This window comes from Streptomyces sp. NBC_01233 (genome assembly GCF_035989305.1).
GTDB lineage: Bacteria > Actinomycetota > Actinomycetes > Streptomycetales > Streptomycetaceae > Streptomyces.
Genome location: NZ_CP108514.1, coordinates 2947941 through 2961847 on the forward strand (window position 1 = coordinate 2947941; position 13907 = coordinate 2961847).

A 13907-nucleotide genomic window follows, 5' to 3' on the forward strand; every position below is an offset into this window, starting at 1 on the left:
CCCGCCTCCGGTTCCCCAGCAGGAGAGGCACCCTCCCCCATGAACGTCCGCCGCAGCGCAGCCGCGCTCGCCGCCTCCGCCGTGCTCTGCGTGGGTGTCGCCCCCGCAGCCCTCGCCGACACCGCGCCGCCCGCCTCCCCCTCAGCACCCCCGGTCATCCCCTCCGGCCTCTACGGCAAGGACGACCCCGCGTACGACGGCGTGTGGCGGCAGTCCTTCGCGCTGCTCGCCCAGGACACCGTGGGCGTCAAGCCCGCCGCGCAGGCCGTGGACTGGCTGGTCGGCCAGCAGTGCGCGAACGGCTCCTTCCCCGCCTTCCGCGCGGACACCACCAAGGACTGCGACGCGACGGCGTATATCGACTCCAACGCGACCGCCGCCGCCGTACAGGCGCTGACCGCGCTCGGCGGCCACGGTGAGAGCGTCAAGAAGGCGCTCGCCTGGCTCAAGTCCGTGCAGAACGAGGACGGCGGCTGGAACTCCAACCCCGGCGGCGCCATGGACAACGGCACCGACGCCAACTCGACCGCCATCGTGATCAGCGCCCTGACCGCGGCCGGCGAGAAGCCGGCCGAGACCAAGTCGAAGGCGGGCAAGACCCCCTACGAGGCGCTGCTCTCCTTCCAGCTGGGCTGCGCCGCCGAGCCGGCCACCGACCGGGGCGCCTTCGCGTTCCAGCCGGTCGACGGCAAGCTGCTCGCGAACGGCGACGCCACGGCCGCGGCCGCGCTGGCCGGTCTCGGTAAGGGCTCGGCCGTCGTCCCGTCCGGTACGGACACCCCCGCCACGGCGCTGACCTGCCCGGCGGCGGGCACCGCGGACCCGGCGGCAGCGGCCCAGGGCGCGGCGGGCTACCTGGCCGAGGCCCTCAAGAAGGACGGCCACCTGACGGCCGTGACCCCGGGCGCCGACCAGCCGACCCCGGACACCGGCAACACCGTCGACGCGGTGATCGCCCTGGCCGCGGCCGGGCACAAGCAGTCGGCGGCGGGCGCGCTGGAGTGGCTGAAGGCCAACTCCGCGCAGTGGGCGAAGGGCAACCCGGCCGCCCTCGGCACCCTGGTCCTCGCCGCACACGCCACGGGCACCGACCCGAAGTCCTTCGGCGGCACCGACCTCGTCGCCGCACTGAACGCGACCGGCCCGGCCCCGCAGGGCGCGGACGCGGACGCGACGGCCGTGGAGAGCGGGAAGGACGAGTCGTCCGGCGGCCAGAACCTCTGGTGGATCATCGGCGCGGGCGGCGCGGCCTGCGTCGGCATCGGCATCCTGCTGAGCGGCCGCCGGAAGAAGAACCAGCTCTGATGCGCCGCCGCCGGCCCGCCGTGGCCCTGGTTCTCGCCCTCGGGATCGTCCTGGCCGTACTGGCCGCCGCTCCTGCGATGGCGGCGGGCTACCGCTACTGGTCGTTCTGGGACGGCTCGGGCGGCGGCCAGTGGTCGTACGCCACGCAGGGCCCCTCGATGGCCCGCCCGGCGGACGGCTCCGTCCAGGGTTTCCGCTTCTCGGTGAGCAAGGACGCGGCGGCCGAGGCGGCCCGGCCGCGCGCCGCGGCCGGCTTCGAGGCCGTCTGCGGGTCCACCGCACCGGCGGAGGGCCGCAAGCGGGTCGCGCTCGTCATCGACTTCGGCGTCCCGGCGGACGCCCCGGCGGGCGAGGCCCCGCCGCAGGACGCGCCGCGCACGGCCTGCGCGCAGGTGCCCCCGGACGCCACGGCGGCCGAGGCGCTGGCTTCGGTCGCGAAGCCGCTGCGCTACAACAGCGCGGCGCTGCTGTGCGCGATCTCGGGCTACCCGAAGCAGGGCTGCGGCGAACCCATGGCGGACACCCCGGCGCCGAGCACGTCGGCGGCGCCCGCCGCCCCGGCCCCGGATGACGGCGGCCCGTCGGCGGGCCTCCTGGCGGGCCTCGCAGCCGTGGCCGCCCTGGCCGCAGCCGGCATCTGGCAGTCCCGCCGCCGCACCCGATGACGGCCCCGACTCCGCCGGGCGCAGCCAAGCCGGGCACGGGCGAGGCAGGCACGGCCAAGCCGGGCACGGGCGAGGCAGGCGCGACGGTGACGGGCGAGGCGGGCACGGCCCAGAACTCCCAGGCACGCACGCCAGGCGCAGTCGCCGCAGGCGAGGCGGGCGAGGCGGGCACCACCGGGACTGACGCGGCCCAGCCGGGCCGACCGGGCGCAGCCGAGGCGGCTGGGGCGGCGCCGGCCGGGCGCGGCGGAGCCTTGCCGGGCCGCGGCGGGCGGTCGGCCACGGCCGCCCGGCGGCTCCCTGTCCCGCATCCGGGCTCCGGCCCGACACCGGGCGGTGGTGCGGCAGCCGCCGACGGTGCTCAGGCAGCCGCCGGGGCCACCCGCGGCCGGAGTGCGAGCCGCACGGATGGTGCGGGTGGGTACGCGGGCCGGCCGGAGGCCGGGCGCACCCCCACCGGAGCCGCACCCGACGACGCGTCCCCGGCCCGCCGGAGCCTCCCCGCGGCGCAGGACCCGCCGCACCGGTCGACGTACAGGAAATGGCAGGCACCGCTCGCCGGCCGGGCCACCGCCCTGCACGCCGGGGCCTGGTGGCTCTGGGCCCTCGGGCTCGCCACCGCCGCCTCCCGCACCACCAACCCGCTGCTCCTCGGACTGACCGTCGGCGTCGCCGGGTACGTGGTGGCGGCCCGCCGCACGGACGCGCCCTGGGCGCGTTCCTACGGGGCCTTCCTCAAGCTCGGCCTCGTCGTCATCGGCCTGCGCCTGCTCTTCTCCGTGCTCCTCGGCTCCCCCGTCCCCGGCGCGCACACCCTCTTCACGCTCCCGGAGATCCCGCTGCCCGCCTGGGCGCAGGGCATCCGGTTCGGCGGGAAGGTCACCGCCGAACAGCTGGCCTTCGCCTTCTATGACGGCGCGAAGCTGGCCGCCCTCCTCGTCTGCGTGGGCGCCGCGAACGCCCTCGCGAACCCGGCGCGGCTGCTGAAGTCCCTGCCGGCCGCCCTGTACGAGGCCGGGGTCGCCGCCGTCGTCGCCATGACCTTCGCGCCGAACATGGTCGCCGACGTGGTCCGGCTGCGGACCGCCCGCCGGCTGCGCGGCCGCCCCACCGGCGGGGTGAAGGCCATCCTCCAGATCGGCCTGCCGGTCCTGGAGGGCGCCCTGGAGCGTTCCGTCGCCATCGCCGCGTCGATGGACGCGCGCGGCTACGGCCGCACGGCGAAGGTCCCGCCGGCCGTCCGGCACACCACCAACGTCCTCACCCTCGGCGGGCTCCTCGGCATGTGCGCGGGCACGTACGGGCTGCTGGCCGCGCAGGGCGCCGCGTACGGACTCCCCGTGCTCGGCATCGGCGCCGTCCTGGCCCTCGCGGGCCTGCGCCTCGGCGGGCGCCGGTCGGTGCGGACCCGCTACCGGCCCGACCGCTGGGGGCCGCGCGCCTGGCTGGTGGCCGGGTCGGGCGCGGCCGTCGCCGCGCTCCTCATCCGCGCGGGCACCGTCGACCCCGCCGCGCTGCACCCCGGCGTGGTCCCGCTGGTGGCGCCCACGCTGCCGCTGTGGCCGGCGGCGGCGATCCTGATCGGCCTGCTGCCCGCGTTCGTGGCACCCGTACCGCCCAAGGAGGCGTCGCTGTGATCCGCTTCGAGCAGGTGTCGGTCACCTACGAGGGCGCGGCCGGGCCTTCCCTCCAGGGCGTCGACCTGGTGATCCCGGAAGGCGAGCTGACCCTCCTGGTCGGCCCGTCGGGAGTCGGCAAGTCCACCCTGCTCGGGGCCGTCTCGGGCCTGGTCCCCCATTTCACCGGGGGCACGCTCCGGGGCAGGGTCACCGTCGCGGGCCGTGACACGCGCACGCACAAGCCGCGCGAGCTCGCGGACGTGGTGGGCACGGTCGGCCAGGATCCGCTCGCGCACTTCGTGACGGACGTGGTCGAGGACGAGCTCGCGTACGGGATGGAGTCCCTGGGCTTGCCACCTGCGGTGATGCGCCGCCGCGTGGAGGAGACCCTGGACCTCCTCGGCCTGAACGAACTCCGCGACCGGCCCATCGCCACGCTCTCCGGCGGCCAGCAGCAGCGGGTCGCGATCGGCTCGGTCCTGACCCCGCACCCTCAGGTCCTGGTACTGGACGAGCCGACGTCCGCGCTGGACCCCGCGGCGGCGGAGGAGGTCCTGGCGGTCCTCCAGCGCCTCGTCCACGACCTCGGCACCACCGTCCTGATGGCGGAGCACCGGCTGGAGCGGGTGGTCCAGTACGCCGACCAGGTGCTGCTCCTGCCGTCCCCCGGGGCAGCGCCCGTCCTGGGGCCCCCGGCGGAGATCATGGCCGTCTCCCCGGTCCACCCCCCGGTGGTCTCCCTGGGCCGCCTCGCGGGCTGGTCCCCGCTCCCCCTCTCGGTCCGCGACGCCCGCCGCCGCGCCGCTCCGCTCCGGGCCCGCCTGTCGGCTCCCGCCGGGGCCGCCGCCAACCCCGCACACCATCCGCCCGAGCCCACCGGCCCCGGCGGCGGCGCGGCCCGGCTCGTCGCGCGCCTGCTGCGCCGGGGCACGCCGGGCCCGAGCCCCGTCCCCGCCCCGGCAGGGGCCCCGGCCCACACCCGCGGCCTAGGCGTCCGCCGCAACCGCACGGACGTGCTCCGCGGCATCGACCTCACGGTGGCGGCGGGCGAGACCGTCGCCCTCATGGGCCGCAACGGCGCCGGCAAGTCCACCCTCCTCGCCACCCTCGTCGGCACGCTCGCCCCCACCACCGGCGAGGTGACCGTCGGCGGCCGCACCCCCCACCGCACGCCGCCGCCCGAGATGGTGCGCCGCGTCGGCCTCGTCCCGCAGGAGCCGCGCGACCTCCTCTACGCCGACACCGTCGCCGCCGAGTGCGCCACCGCCGACTCCGACGCCGGCGCGGCCCCCGGCACGTGCCGGGATCTCGTGTCGGCGCTGCTTCCGGACGTCCCCGACGACATCCACCCGCGGGATCTCTCCGAGGGCCAGCGCCTGGCCCTGGCCCTGGCGCTGGTCCTCACCGGCCGCCCGGCCCTGCTGCTGCTCGACGAGCCCACCCGCGGCCTGGACTACGCCGCCAAGGTCCGCCTGATCGAGATCCTCCGCGGCCTGGCCGCCGACGGCCACGCCATCGTCCTCGCCACCCACGACGTGGAGCTCGCCGCCGAGCTGGCCCACCGCGTGGTGATCCTGGCCGGCGGGGAGGTCGTCGCGGACGGCCCGACCGCCGAGGTCGTCGTCTCCTCGCCCGCCTTCGCGCCGCAGGTGGCGAAGATCCTGGCCCCGGGTCACTGGCTCACGGTGGCCCAGGTCGCCGCGGCCCTCGATGCGGCGGAGGCCCGGTGACCAGCCCAGCCCGTTCCACCCGTCCCACCCGCCCCGCCCGCCCCGTCCGCCCCGTCCGCATCGGCCCCCGGGCCGCTGCCGCCCTGGTCCTCGTCACCCTCATCGGCATCGCGGCCTTCGGCTGGCCGCTCCTCGCCGACCGGCAGTCGGGGCTCGCCCACTCCCAGGACGCCCCCTGGCTCTTCGCCGCGCTCCTGCCCCTCCTCGTGGCCGTGGTCGTGGCGACGATCGCCGACAACGGCATGGACGCCAAGGCGGTGGCGATGCTCGGAGTGCTCGCCGCGGTCGGGGCGGCGCTGAGACCGCTGGGCGCGGGCACGGCCGGGCTGGAGCCCATGTTCTTCCTGATGGTGCTCAGCGGCCGCGTCCTCGGTCCCGGGTTCGGTTTCGTCCTGGGCTCGGTGACGATGTTCGCCTCCGCCCTGCTGACGGGCGGGGTCGGGCCGTGGATGCCGTTCCAGATGCTGGCCATGGGCTGGTTCTCGCTGGGGGCCGGGCTGCTGCCGGGTCCGGAGCGGCTACGCGGCCGGGCGGAGCTGTTGATGCTGGCGGCCTACGGCTTCCTGGGCTCGTTCGCGTACGGCACGGTCATGAATCTGCAGGGGTGGGTGATCCTGCAGGGCATGGGGCAGGGCATCTCCTTCCATCCGGGGGAGCCGGTCGCCGCGAATCTGGCGCGCTTCGTCGCGTACTGCCTGGCGACCTCGGTGGGCTGGGACCTGGGCCGGGCGGCGCTGACCGTCGTGCTGACGCTCACGCTGGGGGCCACCCTGCTGAAGGCGCTGCGGCGGGCGACGCGCAAAGCCGCGTTCGACGCACCCGTCTCCTTCGATTCGGGGGCCGTCACGGGCCCCGGGCCTGCCCTCGAAAGGAGTACGGACGGTGGCGGAGCGTGACATTCGGGGCCCTCGGCGGTGAGGCGCCCCACAGGACCCAGGTCACATACGAACCGGGATAGTCGGCCGTACAGGGCCCATGGCAACGCAGCGCAGCGGCCGTTCCGTCCCGGCTGCGAGGCCGGCTAGTAAGCGGGGCCTTTGCCAGGCCGCCGGGCCGTCGGTAGAACTGGATGAGTCGCCGGGCGGCACGGGTGTTTCACCCGCCGCCTGCGGTTCCCCTCTCCACTGCGTGAGTGGTTCACGCATGTCTTCGGCATGCGGCGACCGTCTCTGTCCCCTTCGGAAGGTCAATCCGTGTCCAACACCGTCATCCGCCGCATCGCCGCTTCGAAGAAGGCCCTCGCGGGTTCCGTCCTCGCCCTGGGCGTCGCCGGTTCCATGCTTGCCGCGGTTCCCGCGCAGGCTGCCCCGACGAGCGCCAAGGCGATCGCGCAGCAGATGATCAAGGACCCGGCCCAGTTCGCCGCCTTCGACAAGATCATTTCGCGTGAGAGTGGCTGGGACTACACCGCGACCAACGCCTCCTCCGGCGCCTACGGCCTGGCCCAGGCCCTGCCGGCGTCGAAGATGGCCTCCGCGGGCGCGGACTGGAAGACCAACCCGGCCACCCAGATCAAGTGGGGCCTGGACTACATGAACGAGCGCTACGGCAGCCCCGTCGGCGCCTGGAACTTCTGGTCCGCCAACCACTGGTACTAAGACCGACCGGCACACAGCAGACGCAGCAGCACCGGCAGTCGCAGACATACGAAGGCCCCGGTGGCCGGCCTCCCCAGGTCCGGCCGCCGGGGCCTTCTGCATCCCATCCCACGGGGTTCAGAGGCGCCTGCGCGGAAGGCTCACAGGCGCTGGATGATCGTGCCGGTCGCCTGCGCGCCGCCCGCGCACATGGTGATCAGCGCGAACTCCTTGTCGCGGCGCTCCAGCTCGTGCAGTGCCGTGGTGATCAGCCGGGCTCCGGTGGCGCCGACGGGGTGGCCGAGGGCGATGGCCCCGCCGTTGACGTTGACCTTCTCCAGGTCCTGGTCGAAGACCTGGGCCCAGCTGAGGACGACGGAGGCGAAGGCCTCGTTGATCTCGACGAGGTCGATGTCCTTGAGGGACATCCCGGCCTTGCCGAGCACGGCCCGGGTCGCGTCGATCGGCCCGTCCAGGTGGTAGTGGGGGTCGGCGCCGACGAGGGTCTGGGCGACGATCCGGGCGCGCGGCCTGAGCTTGAGCGCGCGGGCCATCTTGCGGGAGGCCCACATCACGGCGGCGGCCCCGTCGGATATCTGCGAGGAGTTCCCGGCGGTGTGCACGGCGGTGGGCATGACCGGCTTGAGCCGGGCCAGCGCCTCCATGCTGGTGTCCCGCAGGCCCTCGTCCCGGTCGACCAGGCGCCACATGCCCTGCCCGGCGGCCTGCTCCTCCTCGGTCGTCGGCACCTGCACGGCGAAGGTCTCGCGCTTGAACCGCTCCTCGGCCCAGGCGACCCCGGCCCGCTCCTGGGAGAGCACGCCGAGCCGGTCGACGTCCTCGCGGCCGAGGCCCCGGTGGCGGGCGATCCGCTCGGCGGCCTCGAACTGGTTCGGGAGGTCGACGTTCCACTCGTCCGGGAAGGGCTTGCCCGGGCCGTGCTTGGAGCCGGAGCCCAGCGGCACCCGGCTCATGGCCTCGACGCCGCAGGCGATGCCGATGTCCATGACACCGCCGGAGATCATGTTGGCGACCATGTGGTTGGCCTGCTGCGAGCTGCCGCACTGGCAGTCCACCGTCGTCGCGGCGGTCTCGTACGGCAGGCCCATGGCGAGCCAGGCGTTGCGGGCGGGGTTCATCGACTGCTCGCCGGCGTGGGTGACGGTGCCGCCGACGATCTGCTCGACGCAGTCGGGCTGGATTCCGGTACGGGCCAGCAGCTCGCGGTAGGTCTCGCCCAGCAGGTAGGCGGGATGGAGGTTGGCGAGCGCGCCCCCGCGCTTGCCGATGGGGGTGCGTACGGCTTCGACGATGACGGGTTCCGCGGCCATGAGCTCGTCCTCTCCTGCACAGCGCCAGCGCGGCGGGCCGTCCCGGCGCCCCGCCCGAACTAGTACGCGTTCTAGTTCTCCCCGCAGTCTTATGACCTGGGGCCCCGCCACGCAAGGGTCTTGCACGCGCCCTGCACGGATTCCACACGCAACAGTTGCCGCCGCGACCCTTGTCACTTCTAGAACTCGTTACTACCTTCAAGCCAACTTCTGATGGGCCGTCAGACTTTGGAGTTGCCCCGATGCCCTGTCCCGCGCTGCCCGAAGGCTTCGACGCCACCGACCCCGACCTGCTCCAAAGCCGGGTCCCCCTCCCGGAGTTCGCGCAGCTGCGGCAGACCTCACCCGTGTGGTGGTGCCCGCAGCGGCGGGGCGTCACCGGCTTCGACGACGAGGGCTACTGGGTCGTGACCCGGCACGCGGACGTCAAGTACGTCTCCACGCACCCGGAGCTCTTCTCCTCCACCACCAACACGGCGATCATCCGCTTCAACGAGCACATCCAGCGTGATGCGATAGATGCCCAGCGACTGATCATGCTGAACATGGATCCGCCGGAACACACCCGCGTGCGCCAGATCGTGCAGCGCGGCTTCACCCCGCGGGCCATTCGCGGGCTGGAGGACGCACTGCGGGACCGCGCCGGGAAGATCGTCGAGGAGGCCCTGGCCGTTTCCGCCGACGGCAGCTTCGACTTCGTCACGCAGGTGGCGTGCGAGCTCCCGCTGCAGGCCATCGCCGAACTGATCGGCGTACCGCAGAAGGACCGCGCCAAGATCTTCGACTGGTCGAACAAGATGATCGCCTACGACGACCCGGAGTACGCGATCACCGAGGAGGTCGGCGCGAACGCGGCCATGGAGCTCATCGGCTACGCGATGAACCTCTCCGCCCAGCGCAAGGAGTGCCCGGCCAAGGACATCGTCACCCAGCTCGTCGCGGCGGAGGGCCAGGGCAACCTCGGCTCGGACGAGTTCGGCTTCTTCGTCCTCCTGCTGGCGGTCGCGGGCAACGAGACCACGCGCAACGCCATCAGCCACGGCATGCACGCCTTCCTGACCCACCCCGACCAGTGGGAGCTCTACAAGGCGACCCGGCCGTCCACCGCCGCGGAGGAGATCGTGCGCTGGGCCACCCCGGTGGTGTCCTTCCAGCGCACCGCCACGCAGGACACCGAACTCGGCGGCCAGAAGATCAAGGCGGGCGACCGGGTGGGGATGTTCTACTCCTCCGCCAACCACGACCCCGAGGTCTTCGAGAACCCGGACGCCTTCGACATCACCCGCGACCCGAACCCCCACCTGGGCTTCGGCGGCGGCGGCCCGCACTTCTGCCTCGGCAAGTCCCTCGCGGTGATGGAGATCGACCTGATCTTCAACGCGCTGGCCGACGCCCTGCCGGACCTCCGCCTGACGGGCGAGGACCCGCGCCGCCTGCGCGCGGCCTGGCTCAACGGCATCAAGGAACTCCGGGTCACCCACGGCTGACCCGGCCCCAGGACGGCAGGGGCCCCCTCCACCCACGCCCCGGCCCCTGCCGCCCCTGGCCACCTCTCGCTTTCAGCCCCGCCGGCCCACTCCAGCCCCGCCGTCGTTCGAGGCGCGGGGTCCGGGGCGGAGCCCCGATCTTGAAGGCCGCACCCTCCGGCCCCGTGGCACCCAATCCAGCCTGGTAGGCACGATCCGGCGCCGCCGATCCACTCCAGGCCCGCCGGCGTTTGAGGCGCGGGGGCTCGGGGGCAGCGCCCCCGCAACGGCGCCGCACGCTCCAGCCCACCGTCACCCACCGAGCCCCGCCGGCAGGGGTCGCCGGCGGAGCCCCGATCTTGAGCCGCGCCGGCGTTTGAGGCGCCGGGCCCACGCCCGTTCGAGTGGCGGCCCCGCCCGAACCGGGCGATCCTGACAGACAGCGGCGATCCAGCCGAAGGGGCGCCGGGGCACGTGCGCCCCGGCGCCCCTTCGGCCCGCAACAGGCCCGGGCCGGACGCCACGGGCGAGAACGACGCGCCGCCGAGTCCGGCGCACGACGTCCGCCTACGCAGTCCGCGCCGCAGCCCCCACCGGCTGCTCCTCGTCGCTCCGGCGCTGCCCAGGCAGGCTCACCTGCAGCCTCCGCGGCCCGGACAGCACGTACACGAGCCCGAAGCCGGCGGCCACGACGACCGCGCCGCCCACCGCGTCCAGCACCCAGTGGTTGGCGGTGGCGACGATCGCGCACACCGTGATCAGCGGGTGCAGCGCCCCGAGCAGCTTCTGCCACCCCTTCGGCGCCAGCACGACGATCACGATCCCGCACCACAGCGACCAGCCGAAGTGCAGCGAGGGCATCGCCGCGTACTGGTTGGAGATCGCGGTCATGGCCCCGTACGAGGGGTTGGCCAGGTCCTGCGGTCCGTGCACCGTGTCGATGAAGTCGAGGCCGGGCATCAGGCGCGGCGGAGCGAGCGGGTACAGCCAGAAGCCGACGAGCGCGAGGACCGTGGCCAGGCCCAGGGAGGCGCGGGCCCAGCGGTAGTCGCCGGGGCGCCGCCAGTACAGCACCCCCAGGATCGTCAGCGGGACCACGAAGTGGAAGGAGGTGTAGTAGAAGTTGAAGAACGCCTCCAGCCAGGGCGTGTTCACGACCGCGTGGTTCACGGCGTGCTCGATGTCGATGCCCAGGGCCTTCTCGATGCCGTGGATCTGGCTGCCGTTGCCCTCGGCGAGGGTGCGGCTGGTGGGCGCGGCGGCCCGGATGTGCGAGTAGAGCGAGTATCCGACCCTTATCAGCAGGAGTTCCAGCAGCAGGTTCGGGCGGGACAGCACGCGCCGCCAGAACGGCAGCAGCGGCACGCGCTGCCAGCGGGCGGCGGCGGGCCGCCCGTAGGCGGTCGGTACGGGCTCGCGCCAGTACGGCGACGAGCGCGGCAGGAACGGCACCGCGCAGGCCGCCGCCAGCGCGGCGAGCAGCAGCACGTTGTCGCGTACGGGGGCCAGCGCGGCCAGATTCGGCAGCAGCACGGAGCTCGGCAGGGTCAGGGCGAGGACCACGGCCACCGGCCACACGCGCCGGTCGGCGGCCTGCTTGCCCACCTTGCCGGCGACGGCGAGCAGCACCCACAGCAGCTGGTGGCGCCAGCCGGTCGGGGCCACGGCGACGGCCACGCAGCCGGTGACGGCGACGGCGAGCAGCACCTGGCCGTCGCGGGCGTAGCGGACCGCGCGGCGCAGGCCGAACCAGACGACGGCGCCGGCGAGGGCGGCGTAGAGCAGGATCTCGGCGGGGCCGCTCAGGCCCAGGCGCAGCAGCGCGCCGTGCAGGGACTGGTTGGAGCGGCTGTCGGGGGCCCCGCCGAGGCCGGTGCCGGCCAGGTGCTCGGCCCAGTACGTCCACGAGTCGCGCGGCATGGCGGCCCAGGACAGCGCGGTGGCTCCGGCGAAGGTCACGGCGGCGGTGCGTGCGGCCGGGCGGCGCCCGGTCAGCCACAGCAGCGGGGCGAACAGCAGCAGGGCAGGCTGGAGCGCGGCCGCGAGGCCGACGAGGAAGCCCGCGGGCCGGTCGCCGGGCACGCGGAAGACGGCCAGCAGCACCAGCAGCACGGGCAGGACGGCGGTCTGGCCCGGTGAGGCGGCCTCGCGGACGGGCAGCGAGACCATCAGCAGGGCCGTCAGCACGGGCGCGGCGAGCAGTGCGGTGCGTCGCGGCACGGGATCGGGCAGGCCGCGCGCGGCGACCAGCCCGATGGCGGCGACGAACAGCAGCGTCACGCAGGTCCAGGCCACCTCCAGGGACGGGGCGGCGAGGCCGACGAGCGGCTTCAGGACCAGCCCGGCGAAGGGGGTGCCGGCGAACTGGCCGGAGTCGTAGAGCGAGCCGGGGAGGGCGGCGGGAAGGTGCAGGCCGCTCAGCCACTCGCCGGGTGGCACCCGCAGTACCGCGGCCGCCTGTCTGACGGCGAGGGCGCCCGCGAGCGCCCACAGCAGGAGGCGTGCCGCCCCGAGCCTGCCGTTATCGCCTATGACCCCGGCATGTCCGTTCGCACCGCTGTGCTCTGCCGCGTTAGCCACGCCTCGCCGGCCTCCCGCCCTGTTGACCGCAACCCTGACTTCGCCTGGCTGCCGCGCTCCATTACCCGCACGACGATATCTCCCGCGGGATACCTAGGATGGCTCCCATGAGCATCGTGAAGATCAACGCACTGACGGTCCCCGCCGAACAGCGGGAAGTTCTGGAGCGGCGCTTCGCCTCTCGGGCCGGAACGGTGGAGGGTTCGGACGGGTTCGAATGGTTCGAGCTGCTGCGTCCGGTAGAGGGCACCGACCAGTACCTCGTCTACACGCGCTGGCGTTCGGAGGAGGACTTCCAGGCGTGGATGGAGGGGCCCATGAAGGCCGCTCACCAGGGCGGCGGCGCGGCTGGTGCGGGCGGCGAGGGCGGCGAGGGCGGCGGCGAGCGGCCGAAGCCGGCGGCTTCGGCGTCGACGGTGTGGTCGTTCGAGGTCGTGCAGCAGGCCGCGCCGAAGAAGGCCTGACCCGGTGAGGGCGCGGGGCCCGGACCCCGCGCCCCGCTTCGGTCGGGGGCTCGCCGGGTGCGTCAGCTCCAGAAGGCGTCTTCCTCGTCGATGTCCGCGGTGCACTGGTCGATGTCGGTGATCTTGTGGCCGACGATCGTGAAGAAGAGTCCTTCGCGGATCTCGATGCCGCGGTCGCCGCGGTCACCGCGCGCCGTGTGGAAACTCATCACGTGCCCCCGCCCGTCCGCCAGAACCGACTCCAGGTGGACCTGGAACGTGCCCTTCGTCTCCTCGCCGAGCCGGCGGTAGAAGTCGAGGACGTTCTCCCGCCCCTTGTGGTGCCCGGACATGGGGTTGTTGCCGGGCACGTGGTGGATGACATCGGCCGTCAGCAGCGTGCTCATCGTTTCCAGGTCGCCCTTGCCGAAGGCCTCGTAGCCGCGGCGGACCAGGGCACAGTCGGGATGCTCTGACATGGCGTTTCACACCCTCCAGGTACGCGGGATTTGTCCTTTTTCCTATCATCGGCCCGGTGTTGTGGATATTCCACGCGGCAGATCCGCCGCCAACCCCACAATGACGCCATGAACACTTACAGCGACCAGCTCGGCAGTCAGCTCGGCGACCACCTCAACAACCCCTTCGACGACCACCACACGGCCACCGCGTCGTGGACGGTGGCCCCCGAACCGGTCACCTCCCGTGACGCCACCCTCCTGCGCCGCGCCTACTACGCCGAGGTCGCCGGCCGGTACTGGAAACGGCAGGTCACGGAGGCTGAGATCGACCAGGGACTGCTGGACTTCCCGGACGGCGATCTGGTCCCGCCGACGGGCCGGTTCGTCGTGGGGCGGCGCGGCGGCGAGCCGCTGGCGTGCGGCGGCCTGCGACTGCTCGACCCCGTCACCGCCGAGCTCACCAAGGTGTACGTCGACCGGCGCGCCCGCGGTACCGGCGGCGGGGCGGCGCTGCTCGAGGCCCTGGAAGCGCACGGCCGTGCGCTGGGCGCCGAGCGGGTCCGGCTGGACACCCGGACGGATCTCGTCGAAGCCCGCGCGTTGTACGCGCGCCACGGGTACGCGGAGATACCCGCGTACAGCTCGGGCCCCTACGCACAGCACTGGTTCGAGAAGCGCCTGGTCTGACCCCGCCCGGGCCACCACCCGGCGCCGGGCACCGGGCACCGGG

Annotated in this window: 12 protein-coding genes; 9 read left to right on the plus strand and 3 right to left on the minus strand. The window is 74.0% G+C overall.

The window, feature by feature from the left end; translation table 11 throughout:
- Window positions 1–39: 39 nt before the first annotated feature.
- The 6 genes from OG332_RS13735 to OG332_RS13760 all read left to right on the plus strand — a co-directional run bounded on the left by OG332_RS13735 (window position 40) and on the right by OG332_RS13760 (window position 6917).
- Window positions 40–1305, plus strand: a complete 1266-nt coding sequence (locus OG332_RS13735) for a prenyltransferase/squalene oxidase repeat-containing protein (RefSeq protein ID WP_327413741.1) — start codon at window positions 40–42, stop codon at window positions 1303–1305.
- A complete protein-coding gene (locus OG332_RS13740) occupies window positions 1305–1970 on the plus strand; it encodes an SCO2322 family protein (RefSeq protein WP_327413742.1) in 666 nt (221 codons plus the stop codon). Before OG332_RS13735 ends, OG332_RS13740 begins: the two co-directional genes overlap by 1 nt.
- A 254-nt stretch (window positions 1971–2224) precedes the next feature.
- Window positions 2225–3607 (plus strand): energy-coupling factor transporter transmembrane component T, encoded by a 1383-nt coding sequence (locus tag OG332_RS13745; RefSeq protein WP_442816348.1) that lies wholly within the window; start codon window positions 2225–2227, stop codon window positions 3605–3607.
- Window positions 3604–5319, plus strand: coding sequence for an ABC transporter ATP-binding protein (locus OG332_RS13750; protein ID WP_327413743.1), 1716 nt, complete (start codon window positions 3604–3606; stop codon window positions 5317–5319). The genes OG332_RS13745 and OG332_RS13750 overlap by 4 nt, the downstream gene beginning before the upstream one ends.
- The gene (locus OG332_RS13755; protein WP_327413744.1) at window positions 5316–6215 is read left to right on the plus strand and encodes an ECF transporter S component; all 900 of its coding nucleotides are present in this window, start codon (window positions 5316–5318) and stop codon (window positions 6213–6215) included. The genes OG332_RS13750 and OG332_RS13755 overlap by 4 nt, the downstream gene beginning before the upstream one ends.
- Before the next feature lie 258 nt (window positions 6216–6473).
- Window positions 6474–6917 carry a transglycosylase SLT domain-containing protein gene (locus tag OG332_RS13760; protein WP_327413745.1) on the plus strand — a complete coding sequence of 148 codons (444 nt, stop codon included), beginning with the start codon at window positions 6474–6476 and terminating at the stop codon, window positions 6915–6917.
- 140 nt (window positions 6918–7057) lie between these two features.
- On the opposite strand, the gene OG332_RS13765 is transcribed toward OG332_RS13760, so the two are convergent.
- The gene (locus OG332_RS13765) at window positions 7058–8227 is read right to left on the minus strand and encodes a steroid 3-ketoacyl-CoA thiolase (protein ID WP_327413746.1); all 1170 of its coding nucleotides are present in this window, start codon (window positions 8225–8227) and stop codon (window positions 7058–7060) included.
- Window positions 8228–8469: 242 nt separating this feature from the next.
- On the opposite strand from OG332_RS13765, the gene OG332_RS13770 reads away from it, so the two are divergent.
- Window positions 8470–9714 carry a cytochrome P450 gene (locus OG332_RS13770; RefSeq protein WP_327413747.1) on the plus strand — a complete coding sequence of 415 codons (1245 nt, stop codon included), beginning with the start codon at window positions 8470–8472 and terminating at the stop codon, window positions 9712–9714.
- Window positions 9715–10260: 546 nt separating this feature from the next.
- Here the strand turns inward: OG332_RS13770 and OG332_RS13775 are convergent.
- A complete protein-coding gene (locus OG332_RS13775; protein WP_327413748.1) occupies window positions 10261–12273 on the minus strand; it encodes a bifunctional glycosyltransferase 87/phosphatase PAP2 family protein in 2013 nt (670 codons plus the stop codon).
- A gap of 107 nt (window positions 12274–12380) precedes the next feature.
- Here OG332_RS13775 and OG332_RS13780 point away from each other — a divergent pair, with 107 nt between their 5' ends.
- Window positions 12381–12737, plus strand: a complete 357-nt coding sequence (locus tag OG332_RS13780) for an antibiotic biosynthesis monooxygenase family protein (protein WP_327413749.1) — start codon at window positions 12381–12383, stop codon at window positions 12735–12737.
- A gap of 62 nt (window positions 12738–12799) precedes the next feature.
- On the opposite strand, the gene OG332_RS13785 is transcribed toward OG332_RS13780, so the two are convergent.
- Complete coding sequence (locus OG332_RS13785; RefSeq protein ID WP_327413750.1) at window positions 12800–13195, minus strand: nuclear transport factor 2 family protein; 396 nt, start codon at window positions 13193–13195, stop codon at window positions 12800–12802.
- Between the two features lie 108 nt (window positions 13196–13303).
- On the opposite strand from OG332_RS13785, the gene OG332_RS13790 reads away from it, so the two are divergent.
- Window positions 13304–13864, plus strand: coding sequence for a GNAT family N-acetyltransferase (locus OG332_RS13790; protein WP_327413752.1), 561 nt, complete (start codon window positions 13304–13306; stop codon window positions 13862–13864).
- Window positions 13865–13907: the final 43 nt, after the last annotated feature.